13 protein-coding genes and 1 tRNA gene are annotated in these 18,443 nt (G+C 72.9%); 6 read left to right on the top strand and 8 right to left on the bottom strand.

The features are described 5' to 3' along the window. Positions 1-13 precede the first annotated feature (13 nt). Positions 14-1,375: a peptidoglycan-binding protein gene (locus ACF1AL_RS00685; RefSeq protein ID WP_391825239.1), complete on the bottom strand. Its 1,362-nt coding sequence runs from the start codon at positions 1,373-1,375 to the stop codon at positions 14-16. A gap of 189 nt (positions 1,376-1,564) precedes the next feature. Here ACF1AL_RS00685 and ACF1AL_RS00680 point away from each other — a divergent pair. The 4 genes from ACF1AL_RS00680 to ACF1AL_RS00665 all read left to right on the top strand — a co-directional run bounded on the left by ACF1AL_RS00680 (position 1,565) and on the right by ACF1AL_RS00665 (position 10,357). Further along, positions 1,565-1,638: transfer RNA gene (locus ACF1AL_RS00680), tRNA-Lys, on the top strand. 405 nt (positions 1,639-2,043) lie between these two features. Then, a complete protein-coding gene (locus ACF1AL_RS00675; RefSeq protein WP_391779298.1) occupies positions 2,044-4,098 on the top strand; it encodes a glycosyltransferase family 2 protein in 2,055 nt (684 codons plus the stop codon). After that, on the top strand, positions 4,095-6,029 hold the full coding sequence (locus ACF1AL_RS00670; protein ID WP_391825238.1) for a galactose oxidase-like domain-containing protein: 1,935 nt from the start codon (positions 4,095-4,097) through the stop codon (positions 6,027-6,029). The genes ACF1AL_RS00675 and ACF1AL_RS00670 overlap by 4 nt, the downstream gene beginning before the upstream one ends. Before the next feature lie 107 nt (positions 6,030-6,136). After that, the gene (locus ACF1AL_RS00665) at positions 6,137-10,357 is read left to right on the top strand and encodes a trypsin-like peptidase domain-containing protein (protein WP_391825237.1); all 4,221 of its coding nucleotides are present in this window, start codon (positions 6,137-6,139) and stop codon (positions 10,355-10,357) included. 28 nt (positions 10,358-10,385) lie between these two features. Here ACF1AL_RS00665 and ACF1AL_RS00660 read toward each other — a convergent pair whose 3' ends face one another. The 7 genes from ACF1AL_RS00660 to ACF1AL_RS00630 form a co-directional block, all read right to left on the bottom strand. After that, positions 10,386-11,381, bottom strand: coding sequence for a glycoside hydrolase family 6 protein (locus ACF1AL_RS00660; protein WP_366834320.1), 996 nt, complete (start codon positions 11,379-11,381; stop codon positions 10,386-10,388). Positions 11,382-11,475: 94 nt separating this feature from the next. Next, positions 11,476-12,141, bottom strand: a complete 666-nt coding sequence (locus ACF1AL_RS00655) for a class F sortase (RefSeq protein WP_384203622.1) — start codon at positions 12,139-12,141, stop codon at positions 11,476-11,478. Between the two features lie 2 nt (positions 12,142-12,143). Beyond that, positions 12,144-12,785: a hypothetical protein gene (locus ACF1AL_RS00650; RefSeq protein WP_391694424.1), complete on the bottom strand. Its 642-nt coding sequence runs from the start codon at positions 12,783-12,785 to the stop codon at positions 12,144-12,146. 154 nt (positions 12,786-12,939) lie between these two features. Next, positions 12,940-13,719: an HAD-IIA family hydrolase gene (locus tag ACF1AL_RS00645; RefSeq protein ID WP_366834317.1), complete on the bottom strand. Its 780-nt coding sequence runs from the start codon at positions 13,717-13,719 to the stop codon at positions 12,940-12,942. 218 nt (positions 13,720-13,937) lie between these two features. Beyond that, complete coding sequence (locus tag ACF1AL_RS00640; protein WP_391825236.1) at positions 13,938-14,864, bottom strand: PT domain-containing protein; 927 nt, start codon at positions 14,862-14,864, stop codon at positions 13,938-13,940. A 230-nt stretch (positions 14,865-15,094) separates the two neighbouring features. Beyond that, positions 15,095-15,472 carry a nuclear transport factor 2 family protein gene (locus tag ACF1AL_RS00635; RefSeq protein ID WP_366834315.1) on the bottom strand — a complete coding sequence of 126 codons (378 nt, stop codon included), beginning with the start codon at positions 15,470-15,472 and terminating at the stop codon, positions 15,095-15,097. A gap of 179 nt (positions 15,473-15,651) precedes the next feature. Next, positions 15,652-16,788, bottom strand: a complete 1,137-nt coding sequence (locus ACF1AL_RS00630) for an ROK family protein (protein ID WP_391825235.1) — start codon at positions 16,786-16,788, stop codon at positions 15,652-15,654. Positions 16,789-16,836: 48 nt separating this feature from the next. Between ACF1AL_RS00630 and ACF1AL_RS00625 the strand changes: the two genes are divergently transcribed. Beyond that, complete coding sequence (locus ACF1AL_RS00625; protein ID WP_391825234.1) at positions 16,837-17,913, top strand: Gfo/Idh/MocA family oxidoreductase; 1,077 nt, start codon at positions 16,837-16,839, stop codon at positions 17,911-17,913. After that, entirely contained in the window at positions 17,910-18,407 is a 498-nt protein-coding gene (locus tag ACF1AL_RS00620; RefSeq protein WP_391659920.1) for a heme-degrading domain-containing protein, read from the top strand. Before ACF1AL_RS00625 ends, ACF1AL_RS00620 begins: the two co-directional genes overlap by 4 nt. Positions 18,408-18,443: the final 36 nt, after the last annotated feature.

The raw sequence follows: 18,443 nt of genomic DNA, 5'->3' as shown, positions 1-18,443 counted from the left end.
GTGGTCGCCGGCGTCACCGGAAGAGCCGCCGCCAGGTCTCGGGGCCCGGGTAGCCGTCGGCGTTCGTGCCGCGCCAGCCCTGGGCGAGCTGGAAGGCCTCGACGGCCCTGCGGTCCGCCTCGCTCCAGCGGGGGCCGGGGCCGGTCGTGTAGAACCTGCCGAAGCCCTTCTTCACCAGCTGCCTGCCGAGCTGGGTGACATGGGCGTTGTTCGCGCCCGGCCGGAACCGGTCCACGCCCGGGAACGGCGGGACGGCGGGCGCGGGCCGGGGAGGGGTACCAGGCTTGGCCGGGGTGGGCGGCTTGGCCGGGGCCGGGGGTTTCGCCGGGCCGGGCGTGCCCGCCGGCGGGATGTCCTTGCCGGTGCCGGAGACCAGCAGCGCCCAGGTCAGCGGGCCCGGCAGTCCGTCCGCGCCGGAACCGGTCCAGCCCTGCGCCTGCTGGAAGGCCTGCGTGGCACGGCGGTCGGCGTCCGTCCACACCGGTCCGGGGCCGGAGGTGTAGAAGCGGGCCCCGCCGCGGCTGACGAGCAGCTGCCCCAGCCGGGTGACGTGGGCGTTGTTCGCACCGGCCCCGAAGAAGGAGGCGCCCGGGAACGCGGTGGCGCCCGGCGAGGCGGTGCCCGTGTCCGCGGGGGCGCCGGCCGCGCCGTCGGTGACGCCCTTGTAGCGGTAGGGCAGGTACCGGGAGCCGTTGCTCCAGTACGGGTAGGGGGTGACCTGGCGGCGGGCGGTGGGCCGGGTCTGCTCGTAGGCGACGTAGTAGGTGTGCGTGTAGTCCGTCCAGCCGCCGAAGATCACCACGTGGGACCCCTTCTCGGGGTCGGCCGTGTTGTGGAACAGCAGGATGTCGCCCGGCTGGAGCTCCTCCTTGGTGATCGGCTGCGCGACCTGGCCGAGGCTGCCGGTCCACTCGTTGCCGGGCAGGTGCCAGGCCATCGACACGAAGCCCGAGCAGTCCTGGCGGTACCCGTCCGGCCAGTACGCGTACATGCTGTACGGCACCTGCGCGGCCACCCACACCTTGGCCCGGTTGATGATCTCCGTCCGGGTGATGGGCGGGGTCCTCACCACGGCACCCGGCTTGGCGGGCCCGCCGGCGGCCCCGTGCAGGGGGGCCTTGCCGCCCTGCGGGGTCTGCGGCTCGTCGGCCGCGGGGACACCGGGAGCGGCCGGGCCGGCCTGCTGGTCCGGGGCCTGGGGGGCGGCCAGGGCCGGGGTGGCGGTGAGGGTCGTGGAGGCGGCGGCCGCGACGATCACCACGCGGTGCGCGGGAGTGGGGCCGGGGGGCGGGGTGGGGGGCGGGGTGAGCCGGGCGCAGCCGGGGCAGCCGCAGTCGCTCGTGGGATCGATTTCCTCGAAGGCCGGACGCTTCATGCGATCTGCCTCACACTCCGGTCCGCTGTGTCCAGGGCTGTACACGTTGATCAGTTTCCCAACCGTCTTGCCGAGACGCATGGTGACGGTCCGAATGATGTACTACTTTCTCATTTAATGACATAACGGACACGGGGTTCCTGGTCAAAGGCACCCTCGGACGTCCTGTAGAGTTAACGACGTCAGCAGGCGCCGCTAGCTCAGTTGGTTAGAGCAGCTGACTCTTAATCAGCGGGTCCGGGGTTCGAGTCCCTGGCGGCGCACCGACCAAAAGGCCTCTCGCTTCGGCGAGGGGCCTTTTGCCGTTCTTCTCCCGCACCTCCCCCACAGGCACCACAATGAGCGCCTATGACCGTAAACACCGCGTTTCGCGTCTTGCGATCATGCTGAACGGCGTAGAACCCTGTTGGTGCAAGAAGCTGCGGATACACGGCACTTGGGGGGCTGAGGGCCGGTTGCGCGGATTCACGGGGAGGAGGGGGCCCCGTTCACAGGGCTGATGCCGAGGGGGGCATCATGCAACCGGAACGCTGCCTTTCCATGTCTATAAGGTGGGGCGACGTGGGGACAGCGGCCCACCACTGACCCATCCGTGACGGTCGAGGGGGACCCGAGCGGATGAACAGACCGACAGACACGCGGTGACCAGCGTGTTGGGGGGATGACTCATGACGTCTTCGCCGACGGGTGCCCGGAACGCCCCGGACCCGTCACAGACCACTCAGCTCAGGGTGCCGGGACACCGGATGAGCACCACCGGAACCTTCCGGCGGATCAGGAAGACCCTGCCGAGATACGACTACGAGCACTACAGCAGGCTGGCCGGGCCCCTCACCCAGCCCGATCCGCACAAGCCCTACACGGTCCAGTACCGCTCGCTGATCTCCCAGGAGCCGCACCGCATCCGGGTCGCCCTGATGCTGGCCGCGGCTCCCCTGCTCTCGCTGGTCCTGCTGTTCTGGCTGCTGCAGCCCGAACACTGGACCGAGCGCGACTACCCCGCCTTCGACTTCCTGCCCGCGCTCGACGTCGTCATGCTCGTCTCGATCGGCCTGATCGAGTTCTTCCGCTGCATGAACGTGCTCTCCAACGCGCACGCCACGCTCGTCGCCCGCGACCCGATCCCGGTCGTGCCCGAGACCGGCACCCGCGTCGCCTTCCTGACCTCCTTCGTGCCCGGCAAGGAGCCGCTGGAGATGGTCACCAAGACCCTGGAGGCGGCCGTGAAGCTGCGCCACCGGGGCCTGCTGCACGTGTGGCTGCTCGACGAGGGCGACGACCCCGAGGTCAAGGCCGTGTGCGAACGGCTCGGCGTGCACCACTTCTCCCGCAAGGGCGTCGCGAAGTGGAACCAGGCCAAGGGCCCGCACCGCGCCAAGACCAAGCACGGCAACTACAACGCCTGGCTGGACGCGCACGGCGACGACTACGACTTCTTCGCCTCCGTCGACACCGACCACGTGCCGATGCCCAACTACCTGGAGCGGATGCTCGGTTTCTTCCGCGACCCGGACGTCGGCTTCGTCATCGGCCCGCAGGTGTACGGCAACTACGACTCGTTCGTCACCAAGGCGGCCGAGTCGCAGCAGTTCCTCTTCCACGCGCTCATCCAGCGCGCCGGCAACAAGTACGGCGCCCCGATGTTCGTCGGCACCTCCAACGCCGTACGCATCAGGGCGATCAAGCAGATCGGCGGCCTGTACGACTCGATCACCGAGGACATGGCCACCGGCTTCGAGATGCACCGCGCGAAGAACCCGGCCACGGGCCGCAAGTGGAAGTCGGTCTACACCCCGGACGTGCTCGCCGTCGGCGAGGGCCCGGCCGCCTGGACGGACTTCTTCACCCAGCAGATGCGCTGGTCGCGCGGCACCTACGAGACGATCCTCAAGCAGTACTGGAAGGGCTGGGGCACGCTGCCGCCGGGCCGGCTCTTCAACTACACCATGATGATCATCTTCTACCCGATGTCCGCCCTGAACTGGATGCTCGCGGCGCTCAGCTGCGCCCTGTTCCTGGGCCTGGGCGCCTCGGGCGTGAACATCGACCCCACCGTGTGGCTGATGCTCTACGGCAACGCCTCCGCGCTGCAGATCGGCCTGTACATCTGGAACCGGCGCCACAACGTCTCCCCGCACGAGCCGGAGGGCTCCGGCGGTGTGGCCGGCATGGTGATGTCCGCGCTGTCGGCGCCGCTGTACGCCAAGGCGCTGATCGACTCCCTGCTGCGCCGCAAGAGCAAGTTCGTGGTGACGCCGAAGGGCGACTCGGCCAGCCCGGACACCTGGTTCGGCACCTTCCGCTACCACTGGTACTTCATCGCGATCTTCGGCGGTTCCATCGCCGCGGGCCTGGCGCTCGGGCACTCCCACCCGGCGATGATCATCTGGGCAACGTTCGCCCTGCTCATCACCGCCACGCCGATCTTCGTCTGGCGTCACGAGCTGCGGCAGGCCGCGAGGAAGCCGGCCGCCCACGCGGCGGACCGCCCGCAGGACGCGGTCCCGCCGGCACCGGCCCACGGGGTCCCGGCCCACGGGACACCCGCCCACGGCGTCCCCGGCCACGGGACACCGGCCCAGGGCACCCCGGCGCACGGGGTGCCGGCGCAGTACGCGCCGCACGCCCCCGCCCCGCGGCCCCAGTGGGCCGAGCCGGGCTCGGGCGGCAACGACCAGACCATGCAGATCGCCCTTGGTGGGCTGGGGGGACGTAAGGAATGAACGACCGTGCCGGCCGCCGCCGCGCCCGTCGACTCGCGATAGGCACGGCGGTGGTCCTCGCGCTGGCCGGGATGAACGGTCCGTGGCTGTACCGCTTCAGCACCGCCAAGTACCACGACTACGAGATCAACAAGCCGGAGTACAAGGCGGAGAACGGCCACTGGGACATCATCGAGTTCCCGAAGGAGTACCGCCAGAACACCATCCACGCGGCGCTGCTGCACACCGGGAAGATCCTGCTCGTCGCCGGGTCCGGCAACAACCAGGACAACTTCGACGCCAAGAAGTTCGACACCCGGATCTGGGACCCGGTCAAGGGCACCATCAAGAAGGTGCCCACGCCGAGCGACCTGTTCTGCACCGGCCACACCCAGCTGCCCAACGGCAATCTGCTGATCGCCGGCGGCACCAAGCGGTACGAGAAGCTCAAGGGCGACGTCACCAAGGCCGGCGGCCTGATGATCGTCCACAACGAGAACCCGGACAAGCCGATCACGCTGCCCGCGGGCACCACCTTCACCGGCAGGACCAACGGCAAGACCTTCGTCTCCAAGGACCCGGTCCTGGTGCCGCGCGCGAAGAAGGTCTTCGACAGGACCGGGAAGTTCCTGCGCAACGACCCCGGTCTGGGCCGTATCTACGTCGAGGCGCTCAAGAGCGGGCAGAAGTACGAGACCGGCACCCAGGACAACTACCGCATCCAGGGCCTGACCGGCGCCGACGCCCGCAACACCTACGGCATCGCGCAGAAGCTCGCCCTGGACAAGAAGGACTTCCAGGGCATCCGCGACGCCTACGAGTTCGACCCGGTGGCCGAGAAGTACATCAAGGTCGACCCGATGAACGAGGCCCGCTGGTACCCGACGCTCACCACGCTGAGCGACGGCAAGGTCCTCAGCGTCTCCGGCCTCGACGACATCGGCCAGCTGGTCCCGGGCAAGAACGAGATCTTCGACCCGAAGACCAAGACGTGGACCTACACCAGGACGGTCCGTCAGTTCCCCACCTACCCCGCGCTGTTCCTCATGCAGAACGGCAAGATCTTCTACTCGGGGTCCAACGCGGGCTACGGCCCCGACGACGTGGGCCGTGACCCGGGCATCTGGGACGTGGACTCCAACAAGTTCACCAAGATCCCGGGCCTGAGCGACCCGAACATGATGGAGACGTCCGGCACCGTGCTGCTGCCGCCCGCGCAGGACCAGCGGTACATGGTGATCGGCGGCGGCGGGGTCGGCGAGTCCAAGCTGGCCAGCAACAAGACCCGGATCGTCGACCTGAAGGACCCGAGCCCGCACTTCGTGGACGGGCCCACCCTGGAGAAGGGGACCCGCTACCCGCAGTCCTCGATCCTGCCCGACGACACCGTGCTGGTCTCCGGCGGCTCGGAGGACTACCGCGGCCGCGGCGACTCCAACATCCTCCAGGCGCGGATCTACGACCCGAAGGCCAACGCGTTCAAACGGGTCGCCGACCCGCTGGTCGGCCGCAACTACCACTCCGGGTCGATCCTGCTGCCCGACGGGCGCGTGATGTTCTTCGGCTCCGACTCGCTGTACGGCGACAAGGCCAACACCAAGCCCGGCACGTTCGAGCAGCGCATCGAGATCTACACGCCCCCGTACCTCTACCGGGACGCGCGGCCCGACCTGTCCGGCGGCCCGCAGACCATCGAGCGCGGCGGCTCCGGCACGTTCACCTCGCAGCACGCCTCGACGATCAAGGAGGCCCGGCTGATCCGGCCGAGCGCGTCGACCCATGTCACCGACGTGGACCAGCGCTCCGTCGCGCTCGACTTCACGGTGTCCGGCGACAAGGTGACGGTGACGGTGCCGAAGAACCGCAACCTCGTCCAGTCCGGCTGGTACATGCTGTTCGTGGACGACGACCAGGGCACCCCGAGCAAGGCCCAGTGGGTGCGGGTGCCCTGAACTCGCGCCCCTTGGCGTGAACCGGCCTTGACCGGCGGCCGGTGCCTGGTGTGATCTCGACAGGCACCGGCAACACCTGAGGTCAACGGCGCTGGGGGAGACGGGAGATGGCCGAGTCGACCGCTTCGGACACGGTGGCCGACGAGGTCCTCGCCGCCGCGACCGTCCGGATCGCGGACGGGGACGGGCACATCGGCGGCCTGGGCGTGCTCATCTCCCCCACCCTGGTGCTGACCTGCGCCCATGTCGTCCTCGGCGCGCTGAAACTGCCCCTGACCAGCCCCGAGCCGCCCGGCGTCCCCCTGCGGCTGCGGCTGGCGCTGCACGACGGCGAGGAGACCGGTGCCGCCGTGCGCGACTGGGTGCCGGTCCGCGCGGACGGCAGCGGGGACGTCGCCGTCCTCGCCCTCGACCGCCCGCTCACCGGGGCCCGGCCCGTGCTCATGGCCGCGCCCCGCGACGTGTGGGACCACCGGGCGATCGTCTTCGGCCTGCCCCGCGACGACACCGGCGGCGGCTGGCACACCGCGGTGCTGCGCGCCCGCACCAGCACCGGCCGGCTGCAGATGGCGCCGGCGGACGCGCAGTCCGACCCGATCCAGCGCGGCTTCAGCGGCTCCCCCGTGTGGGACCGGGAACTGGGTGCCGTGGTCGGCATCGTCGCCTCGGTGTCGTCCCCCGCGCGCGGGCAGAGCTTCTGCATCCCGACCCGGACGGTGCTCGCCGAACTGCCCGCGCTGGCCGACCTGCTCGCGCCCGCCTCCCCGTTCCCGGGACTGCGCCCGTTCACCGAGGCCGACAGCGCCCACTTCTTCGGGCGGGACGAGGACGTCGACGCCCTCACCGCCCTGCTGTGCCCCGACGGCACGCCGGAGGGCTGCGTCACGCTGACCGGGCCGTCCGGCTCCGGCAAGTCCTCCCTGCTGCTGGCCGGCCTGGCGCCGCGGCTCAGGGAACGCGGCGTGGAGGTCACCGTCCTGCGCGCCGAGGGCGACCGCCCGGAGCCCGCCGAGGTCACCGCCCTCCTCGGCCGGACCGCCGGCCGCGGCCTGGTCCTGGCCCTCGACCAGGCAGAGGCGCTGCTGCTGCGCCCCGAGGACGAGCTGCGCCCCCTCGTCGACGCGCTCCTGGACGCCTGCCGCCGCCCCGGCGTGGGCGTCCTCGTCGTCCTGCGGGCGGACTTCCAGGACGCGGCCCTGCGCCACCCGGAGCTGAGCCGGCTGCTCGGCGGCGCCCCCGCCCACCCGCTCGGCGTGATGACCCGCGAGCAGCTCACCGAGGTGGTCCGGCTGCCGCTGCGGTCCATCCCCGGGGTGGAGTACGACCCCGGGCTCGCCGAGCGTCTCGTCGAGGACGCGGCGGGCCGGCCGGGCGCGCTGCCGCTGCTCGGGTTCGTGCTGACCACGCTGTGGGAACGGCAGGTCGGCGGCCGGCTGCGGCGGGACACCTACCGGGAACTCGGCGGCGTCGGCGGGGTGCTCAGCAGCCGGGCCGACTCGGCCTGGCGCCGGGCGCTGCGCGACGCGCCGCCGCAGGTCGCGGCCGGTCTGCTGCGGGCGCTGATCCAGCTCCCGCCGGGCGGCACCACGCCGCTGCGCGCCCGGCTCGCGCGCCGGGACGCCGGCGAGGAGCGGTGGGCGATCGCGCTGAGGCTGGCCGAGGCGCGGGTGCTGGTGCTGGGCGCGGACGCCGAGCGGGGCGAGACGGTGGAGCTGGCGCACGAAGCGCTGATCGAGCACTGGCAGCCCCTCGCGGAGCAGCTGGAGAACGACCGGGCGTTCCTCGCCTGGCGCGACGAACTGCGCTACGACCGTGCCCGCTGGTGGCGTGCGGGACGGCCGGAAGGCGCTCTGCCCGAGGACCCGGCGCTGTCCACCGCCGTGCAGTGGCTGGAGGAGCGCGGCGACGAACTGACGCAGGAGGACCGGGAGTTCATCGCGGCCGGGGTGGCGCTGCGGGAGCGCAAGCGGCGCGAGGCGGCACGGTCCGAGCGGCGCCGGCGCCAGCTGCGGTACCTGGGGGTCGTCGTCACCGTCCTGGCCGTCGTGGCGGCGTCGGTCGTCTCCGTGCTGTATCTGAACCTGCTCACCCAGCAGCGGCGGCTGGCCTCCGACCGGCTCGCCCAGCAGGCCGCCTCCCTCGACGACGTCTCCGTCGTCACCTCCTCCCTCTTCTCCGCCGCCGCCTACCGCACCGAGGACCGCCCGGACGCCCGCACCTCGCTGCTGGCGCAGTACCTGCGGATGCGGGACGTGGAGCGGGTGGCGCTGGAGGGGCGCGGGGAGGTGGCGGACGTCGCGCTCACCGAGGACGGCGAGCAACTGTACGCGCGGTTGAAGGACGGCCGGCTGCTGCACGTGGACCTGCGCAAGAAGCCCCGCGCCGATCCCGCCCAGCAGACCAAGCGCGGCGACAACGAACACACGGCGGTCTCCCCCGACGGGCGGATCCTGGCCCGGGCGAGCGACTGGGGGCTGATCTCGCTGGGCGTGCGCACCGCACCCGGCGCCGGCAAGCCGCGGACGGTTCCCCTGCGCACGGTCGACGACGTCAAGAAGAACCCGCGCGGTGTCCACGACCTGCGCTTCGACGCGACCGGGCAGCGCATCCTCGCCGCGATCCCCCGTGAGGGCGTCTTCGTCTGGCGCACCGACACCGCCCGGCGCACGGGCCGCACCCTGGTGCCGCCGAAGGGCTGGGACGCGGCGCAGGCCTGGTTCGGCGCCGACGGCACCGTGGTGGCGCGGATCGTGCCCTCCGGCGCGGACGCGGACGACGAACGCGGCCGGCTGCTCGTGTGGGACCTGGCCCAAGGCACGGTGCGGCAGCCGTGGGGCGAGGAGGCGACGGCCTCCGCCACGGTCAGCGGCAACGGGCGGACCCTGGTCACCTGCACCCGGCAAGGGGTGCTGGAGGCCTGGCGGCTGGGCGCCTCGCCGCACCGGTTCCAGAGCTGGAACAACAGCGTGCTCCCCGGCCTGTGCCCGCTGTACACGCCCCGGCTCGACGCCTCCGGCCGCTATCTGATCAACCCGACCGGACGGATCGGCGCCGACCTGGGCCGGCTGCGCTTCCTCGTCCTGGACCTGGAACAGGGCTGGCCGGCCACCTTCGACACCCCGGCCGCCGCCCCCGAGGACCAGAACATCACCGGGCGCCGCTTCGCGCCGGCCGTCGCCCTGGCCGGTCCGCCCGGCGATCTGCGGGCCGCCGTCGGGGTGGGCGGGAGCGTGGTCACCGTACGGGTCAGGCCGCCGACCCAGTTCGACAGCAACGCCCTGCTCAACCGGGTCCGTACCCCGGACGGGGCGCACCGGCGGATGGCCGTCGTCGACTCCACCTTCCGCGGGCTGCAGTTGTGGGACCTGACCGGGCGGCGGCTGCTCGCGAACGTGCGCGCTTCCCGGCCACTGGCGGCCTGGCCCGCCGCCTTCAGCCCGGACGGGCGGCGGATGCTGACCCTCGCGTCGGACCAGCGCACGGTCCTGTCCTGGCGGATCACCGCGACACCGGGCGGTCCGACGACACTCACCGAGGAGCACGTCCTCGAACTGCCCGCGCCGCCCGGCCTCACCGCCTCCGGGCCGGATCCGCTCACCGGGCTCACCCCGTCCTGGGTCAACATGGCCTTCCTGGACGACGGCCACGCGATGATCTCGGCGCTGTCGTACGTCTCGCGCTGGCGGCTGGACACCGGGACCGTGGACGGCAGGACCTACCAGCCTCCGGTGCAGGAGCGGGCGCAGCTCGCCAACGAGGCGGCCGCGACGTTCGCCGCCGCGATCCCCGGCACCGCGCGGGCGGTGATCCGGACCCCGGACGCCATCGTCAGCTACGACTTCACCACGGGCGAGTCGACTCCGTGGATCCGCAGGGACGACTCGGACCGGTCGGTGCAGGCGGTGAGCCTCTCCCCGGACGGCAAGCTGCTCGCCGTGCAGCACTACGGCGGCGAGGTGCGCCTGTGGGACGTCGAGAAGAAGAAGGACCTGCCGAGGCTCACCTACAACGGGGTGTACTTCATCGGCCTGTTCCTCGGCGACCGCCTGCTGCACACCACGGGCACCAGCGGTGAGCAGCGGGTGTGGGACGTCAGCGGCGGCCAGGAGGCCTACCGTTACTACGTCGGCTACGGTGCCCGGATCTCGCCCGACGCCGACGGCAAGGCGCTGACGATCGTCGACGGCTCGCGCGTGTCCGTCGTACCGCTCGACCCGGAGCAGTGGGCGGCGCGGCTGTGCACGCTGGTGGAGCGGGGGATGACGGACGGCGAGCGGAAACTGGCGCCCGCGGGAAGCCGGACCGACGACGTGTGCCCGGGCGGCTGACCGCCCGGTCCAGGCGTGAACGCGCCGTTCAGTTGCCGCCCTTGGCGAGTTTCAGGGCGTAGTCCGCCCACCACTGGCCCGCCTTGGGGCCGCCCTTGCACTCGCCGTCGGACTCGCCGGGCCGCTTCACCCACAGGTAGGCGTCGACGAGCGGGTCGGCGGTCTTGACGGTCGGGGGCTCGCCGAGCGCGCGGCCCGGCGGGTTGCACCAGCGTTCGTTCGCGTCGCCGCCGGTGTAGGGGCCGTTGCCGTTGCGGCTGGTGTCGACGACGAAGTGCTTGCCGCCGGTCTTCGCCGACAGCTGCTTGCCGTAGGCGATCGAGTCCTTGGTGGAGTAGAAGTTGGACACGTTGACCGCGAAGCCGTCGGCCCGGTCGACGCCCGCCCACTTCAGCGGCTCGACGACCTGGTCGGGGTGGCCCCAGCCGGCGTTGCCCGCGTCCAGGTACACCTTGGTGTTCTTCAGCGACTTCAGCTTGGCGATCGCGCCCTTGAGCAGGTCGTAGCGCTCCTCGTGGAACTCGTCCGGGGTGCAGCCGTCCACCAGGTGCAGCACGGCGTCGGGTTCCAGGATCACCGTGGCGGTGCGGTCGCCGATGCCCTTGGCCACGCCGTCGATCCACGCGCGGTAGGAGTCGCCGTCGGCGGCCCCGCCCTGCGAGTACTGGCCGCAGTCGCGGTGCGGGATGTTGTACAGCACCAGCAGCGCGGTGCGGCCGGCCTTGTCGGCGGCCTCGGTGAAGCCGCGCGCCTCGGCCTCGGGGTTCTCCGGGCCGATCCACTCGCCGGTCGGCTGCTCGGCGATCTTGCGGATCCGGTCGGCCTCGGCCTTCTTCCCGTCCTTGAGGTACGCCGCGACCTGGCGGGCGGCGGTGCCGTCCGGGTTGACCCAGAACGGGTCGGCCTCCTTGGGCTGCTGGGTGATGTCCGCGCCCGCCGCCTTGTCGTCACCGCCCCCGGAGGAACAGCCGGCGATCAGCAGCGCCGCCCCCAGTGCCGCTGCCGCCCCCCTCATGCGGTACATCCCACTCCCCCTCGCACCGACCTTGTTCCGCGCCCAATCCTGGCATACGACCCGCGACGCCCACGAGGTCGTCCGGGCGCCGGTCGACAGGCTGTTACAGCCGGGCGCCGGTCAGGTACGCGGACACGATCACGTTCGCCGTGTAGCTGCGCGTGGCCCGGTCGAAGGTGCCGCCGCAGGTGATGAGCCGCAGTTCGGCGCGGCCCGGCAGACGGGGGCCGTAGGCGCGGCGGGCGTCGAAGTGGTCGCGCGGGACGACCTCCACGTCGTCGACGGTGAACTCGGCGACCCGGCCGTCGGCGCGCACCACGCGCACGGTGCGGCCCGGCTTGAGGCTGCTGAGCTTGTAGAACACGGCCGGCCGGGTCTCGGTGTCCACATGACCCACCATCAGCGCCGTCCCGGCCGCACCGGGTGCCGCCCCGCCGGTGTACCAGCCGACCACGGCGGCCTGGTCGAACGGCGGCGGGTCGATGGCGCCCTCGGCGTCCAGGCCGCGCCCCACGACCGGCGCCTGCACGCCCAGGTCGGGGATGTCGATGCGCTGCGGCGCGGCGCCCTTGAGCGGCCGGGCGGCCGGGGGCAGTTCCGCGAGCGGGGGACGCCCGGCGGCGGCCATGTCCCCGGTGGTCGGCGCGGACAGGCCCTGCCGTACGTCGCTGACCTTCATCCCCCACAGCCACAGCCCCAGCAGCAGCACTGCCCAGGCGACGCCGGTGACCAGGCGCGCGGTGCCGGAGGAGCGTTCGGTGTCCGCCATGGTCAGTGCGTCCTGCGGCGGGCGAGGCCGCGTGCCGCGACGGCCGCCGCGGCGACCCCGGCCAGCACCAGGCCCATGACGGCGTGCGCGGTGCCCGGTCCGTCGGCGTGGGTGCCGGCGGCGGTGACGCGTGCGGTGTTCTCGGCGGTCAGCCGGGCGGTGCCGCCGCCGCCCGCGTGGACGGGGGCGATCGGCGAGGCGGGGACCCGCGGGGAGGCGGGGGCGAGGGGCGAGGCCGCCGCGGTGGAGGGTGCCGGTTCCAGGGTGGCCGGTGCGGTGGGCCGCGCGCCGGGCCGCACGACGGTGATCCGCCCCTTGACCGTGACGTCGGCGCAGGTGATCTTCACGTCGTAGGCGCCGGGCGTCAGGGAGGAGCGCACCTTGGTCTCCCCGGCGAGGGTGCCGTCGGCGCCGGCCAGGTGGGCGTCGGCGACGAAGGCGGCGGAGACGGCGGTGGCCGTGCCGCTGGTGCACCCCCGCACGTGCAGCGACACGTCGGCGCCGGGCGCGGGCGAGGACGGCGTCACCGAGACCCCGCCTCCGTCCGCCGCGTACGCCGCCGGGGCGAGTGCCCCGTACGCCGCCGGGGTGAGCGCCGCGCACACCGCCGCGCCCGCACAGAGAGTGACTTTCAGTGAGCCCATCGTGCACCTCCAGTTATCTGGAGGCTCCCCGCCGGGACCCGCCCCCGCATCCGCAGGGGCGGCGATGTTGCTCCGTCCGGGTGATGTTCGCGCCGCCCGGGGTTAGGTGACCGGGGCCGGGTGGCCGGGGCAGGGGAACGCCCGGTGATCGGCCCTAGACCAGGTCCACCAGGTCGGCGATGGAGTCGACGACGTGCGAGGGCCGGTAGGGGAAGTTCTCCACCTGCTCGGGCCGGGTCAGGCCGGTGAGCACCAGGAACGTCTGCATCCCGGCCTCCATGCCGGCCAGTACGTCGGTGTCCATGCGGTCGCCGATCATCGCGCTGGACTCGGAGTGCGCGCCGATCGCGTTCAGGCCGGTGCGCATCATCAGCGGGTTGGGCTTGCCCGCGAAGTACGGCTGCTTGCCGGTGGCCTTGGTGATCAGCGCGGCCACCGCGCCGGTCGCCGGGAGCGGGCCCTCGGTGGACGGGCCGGTCTCGTCGGGGTTGGTGCAGATGAACCGGGCTCCGTCGTTGATCAGCCGCACGGCCTTCGTCATGGCCTCGAAGGAGTAGGTGCGGGTCTCGCCGAGGACCACGTAGTCGGGCTCGTGATCGGTGAGGATGTAGCCGATGTCGTGCAGCGCGGTGGTCAGGCCGGCCTCGCCGATGACGTAGGCCGATCCGCCGGGGCGCTGGTCGTCGAGGAACTTCGCCGTGGCCAGCGCCGAGGTCCAGATGTTCTCGATCGGCACGTCCAGGCCCATGCGGGTCAGGCGGGCGTGCAGGTCGCGCGGGGTGTACATGGAGTTGTTGGTCAGCACCAGAAACGGTTTGCCGGACTCGCGCAGCTTCTTCAGGAAGGCGTCGGCGCCGGGGATCGGGACGCCCTCGTGGATCAGTACACCGTCCATGTCGGTGAGCCACGACTCGATGGGCTTGCGGTCTGCCATGTGCTGCGTCTCCTGGCGTACGTACGGTCCAAAACGGGCTGGGCGCCGGAACCACGGCGTACCGACGCCCCCAGCCTAATCAGCCCCGGCTGATCCGTACCCCGTCGATCACCGGGTATCGGTGGCGCCGGTCAGCTGCCGGTCGCGGACTTCCAGGCGACGACGTAGGCGATGAGGTTCTTGTCGAGGTCGGCCCGTTCCTGCCCCGCACGCCGGGGTCAGCGGCGTCTTCGCAGCGCCAGGAGGGCGGCGCCGGCCAGCAGCAGCGCGACCGTCGCGGCGAGGGCACCGTCGGCGATGCCGGTGCGGGCGAGTTCGTCGGCGGAGAGCACGCCGGTGGGGGCGTCGGTGGAGCCGCCGGTGGGCGCGCCCGTGGGGGTGCCCGTGGGCCCGACCGACGGTACGGCGGTGGCGGGGCCGGTGTCGGGGGCGACGGCGGCGCCGCTGGGCTCCCGGTCCCGCGCCGGGCGCGAGGCGTTCCGTACGGTGAAGCGGTAGTCGTTGGACTGGCCCACCCAGTCGCCGTCGTCGTCGTGCCGCCGGACGACCGCGGCCTCGGCGGTGACCTCGTTCGCCACGGCGTCCTTCGTAAACGCGAGCCGCACCGTCACCGTGAGCGTGCGGCGCGGCCCGACGCTGAACCCCGGAAAACCGTCCGTCTCGCCGAACGCGCCGACCAGTTCGTCCTCGTCGGTCGTCTCGAACTTCACGGTCCGGGCGCGCGCGCCGTCGTCGAACTCCAGCCGCGGCTGAGCCGCCGTCAGCGCGCGCCGCTGGTCGACGAGGACGACGACCGGGTGGACGGCGGTGCAGGTGCCGCCGGTGGTGTTCGTCAGGTCCAGGTACCAGACGCCGTAGCCGCCCCCGGCCTCGTACGCCGTGGGGCCACCGCGGATGCGGGCGCGCAGGGGGAAGTCCGGGGAGTCGTCCCCACCGGAACAGGCGGGACCGGCGGCGCGGGCGGGGACGGCGCGCACGGCGGCGGGGTGCAGGGGGCCGACGGCTGCGTGCACGGGGGTGGCGTGCAGGGCGCCGGCATGCCCGGGGGCGGCGTACGCCGAGCCGGCGGGGGCCGATAACGGCAGCAGGGGCAGCAGCAGCGCGGCTGCCGCCGCGGGGACACGGGTGAGCGGGAACAGTCGCATGATCACATGAGCGTGGTGCACGCGGCGGGCCCGGCGGCGCAGGCGTGCCGCACGGGCCCTCGAACGGCGCAGGAGAGCCATCCGACCGGTCGTGACCACGCGGTCGGCGCCGTGACGGCGGCTCGGGAGACGGGTGGCTCAGGAGGCCAGCGAGGATACGGGTGGCTCAGGAGGCCGGCGGCTCAGGAGGCCGGCGGCTCAGGAGGCCGGCGACTCAGGAGGCCGGCGACTCAGGACGCGGGCGGCTCGATGTCCCCCGCGAAGACGATGACCTGGTCGATGAGGCTTCGGCGCAGATGGACGACGTCCGTTCCCTTCAGGCGGGGGCCTCCGTCCGGTGTGGTGAACACCCACTGGTACCGGGCCCATTCGCCGGGCATGTCCACGGCCGAGCAGCGCACCATCGTTCCGGCTCCCGCCGGGTGGCGCCGGATGTCCAGCACGAACCGCTCGACCGCCTCGATCCCCTCGCTGCGGCCCAACGGGCCCCAGAGGACGACGTCCGAGGTCAGGGCCTGGGAGAGCAGGGCCGTCACATAGCTGTCGTCCGAGGCGTTGAACGCGGAGATGAACGTGTCGATCGCGGACCGCGCGGTCTCTTCCTGCATGCACCAGTAATACCAGCCGCTCCACAGGCCAGGGCACCACGCGTCCCACCGCCCGCACACCGGTCACCGCACCACACCTCCCGCCGCCCGCACACCGGTCACCGCACCACACCTCCCGCCGCCCGCAGCACACCGGTCACCGCACCACGCCTCCCGCCGCCCGCGCACCGGTCACCGCGCTACGCGTCCCGCCGGCCGAACAGCGGCCCAAGCACCAGCTGTCCCGCTCCCGCCGCGACGCCCCACTCCCCTCCCCCGGCGACCCGTACCGGCACCGCGCCGCCGGGGGTTCCCTCGCGCTCCGCCCGCTCGCGCAGCACCTCCGCGACCCCGTGCACGAAGGTCTCCGCCGCCCCGGTGACCACGCGTCCGCCGAGCAGGACGCCGTCGATGTCCAGCAGGCCCACGAGGTTGGCCGCCCCGGCGCCCAGGACCCGTGCGGCCTCCGCGGTGCGTCCGCGCCGTACGGCTCCCAGGCACAGCACCTCGATGCAGCCGCGGTTGCCGCACCCGCACACCGGCCCGTCGAGCTGGATCACCTGGTGGCCGAACTCCCCCGCCCCGGTCCGCGCCCCCCGGTGCACGACCCCGCCGATGACCAGCCCGGCGCCGAGGCCGGTGCCGACGTGGAGGTAGGCGAAGGAGCCGCCCTCCCCGGCGACGGCGAGGCCGAGCGCGGCCGCGTTGGTGTCCTTGTCGACGACGACCGGCAGCCCGAGCCGCCCGGCGAGCGCGTCGCGCAGCGGGAAGCCGTCCCACTCGGGGAATCCGGTGACCCGGTGCAGCACGCCCCGCACATGGTCGAGCGGCCCGGGCAGCGCGACGCCCGCCCCGAGCACCGACCCGGCCGGCACGGCGGCGGTGAGCGGCCGTACCGCCTCCTCCACGCCGTGCAGGACCGCCTCCGCTCCCGCCCCGAGGTCCAGCGGGGCCCGGCGCCGCCCGACGACCGTGCCGGTGAGGTCGACCAGCACCGCGCGCAGTTCGTCGCGGTCCAGGTGGACGCCGACGGCGTGTCCGGCGTCCGGCACCAGCCGCAGGACCGTGCGCGGTTTGCCGCCGGTGGAGGCGCGCCGTCCCGCCTCGGCGGCCAGCCCCTGCTCCCGCAGCCGGGCGGTGATCTTGCTGACCGCCTGCGGGGTCAGTCCGGTGCGCTCGGCGAGTTCGAGCCGGCTGATGCCCTCGGCGCCGGCCGTGCGCAGCAGGTCGAGCACGAGCGCGGTGTTGTGGCTGCGCAGCCCCAGCAGGTTGACGCCTCCCCTGCTGTCGCCGTGCTCGCCCTTGAGTCCACCGTTCGTACCGCTCACAGCTCCCATTGTCCCCGCCGCTTGCACTTTGGCAACAGCGTTGCGAAAGTGGGGGCTATGACAGGTACGACAGGCACCCCCCTCCGCGTGGGCCTCATCGGCTACGGCCTCGCGGGCTCCGTCTTCCACGCCCCGCTGATCGCCACCACCGACGGCCTCGCCCTCGACGCCGTGGTCACCTCCCGGCCCGAGCGGCAGGAGCAGGCCCGCGCCGAGCACCCCGGCGTGCGGACCGTGGCCACGGCGGACGAGCTGCTGGAGCGGGCCGGCGACCTCGACCTGGTCGTGATCGCCTCCCCCAACAAGACCCATGTCCCGCTCGCCACCGCCGCCCTGGAGGCGGGCCTGCCGGTCGTCGTCGACAAGCCGATCGCGGGCACCGCCGCCGAGGCGCGCGCGCTCGCCGCCCTCGCCGAGGACCGCGGGCTGCTGCTGTCGGTCTTCCAGAACCGCCGCTGGGACAACGACTTCCTCACCCTGCGCAAGCTGCTCGCCGAGGGCGCGCTGGGCGACGTATGGCGCTTCGAGTCCCGCTTCGAGCGGTGGCGGCCGCAGCCCAAGGGCGGCTGGCGGGAGTCCGGCGACCCGGTGGAGATCGGCGGTCTGCTGTACGACCTCGGCAGCCATGTCGTCGACCAGGCGCTGGTGCTGTTCGGGCCGGTCACCCAGGTGTACGCCGAGGCGGTCGTGCGGCGCGCCGGCGCCGAGGCCGACGACGACACCTTCCTCGCGCTCACGCACGCGAGCGGCGTCCGCTCCCACCTGTACGTCTCCGCCACCACCGCCCAGCTCGGCCCGCGCTTCCGCGTGCTCGGCTCGCAGGCCGGCTACGTCAAGTACGGCCTCGACCCGCAGGAGGCGGCGCTGCGCGAGGGCCGCCGGCCCGGCGCCGGCTGGGGCGAGGAACCGCAGGAGCTGTGGGGCCGCGTGGGCGCCGGGGAGTCCCCGGTGACCGGCGGCGGCCGCACCGAACCCACCCTGCCCGGCGACTACCCGGCCTACTATGCGGCCGTGGCGAAGGCCCTCACCGGCGACGGCCCCAACCCGGTGACCGCGCGGGAGGCGGCCGACGCCCTCGACGTACTGGAAGCGGCCCGCAGGTCGGTCCGCGACAACGTGGTGGTGACGCTGTGACCGGTGGACCGACCCCCAAGTTCACGCCCGAGCTGACGCCGAGCGTCGAGGAGCTCCAGGCTCAGGAACGCCGCCTGGTGTTCCGGCAGTTCACCCACGACGACGCCTGGGCGCTCGGTTCGCTGCTCGTCTCGATGGCCCGCGAGCGGCAGGCGCCGGTCGCCATCGACATCCACCGGGGCGGCCAGCAGCTCTTCCATGCCGCGCTGCCCGGCTCCACGCCCGACAACGACGCCTGGATCGCCCGCAAGCGCCGGGTCGTCGAGCGCTACGGCAGCGCCTCCTACCTGGTCGGCGCCCGCTTCCGCGCCAAGGGCACCACGTTCGAGGAGTCCTCCCGCCTCGACCCCGACCGCTACGCGGCGCACGGCGGCTCCTTCCCGATCACCGTCGAGGGCGTCGGCGTGATCGGCGCGGTCACCGTCTCCGGTCTGCCCCAGCTGCAGGACCACCGGTTCGTGGTGGAGGCGCTGGAGGAGTTTCTGAAGATCTGACACGCGCCGGGATTAACCCGGGGATCCCTCCGGTTG

The organism is Streptomyces sp. NPDC014801, from assembly GCF_043082085.1.
Classification (GTDB): Bacteria; Actinomycetota; Actinomycetes; order Streptomycetales; family Streptomycetaceae; genus Streptomyces.
This window is presented reverse-complemented; position numbering and strand designations above follow the sequence as displayed.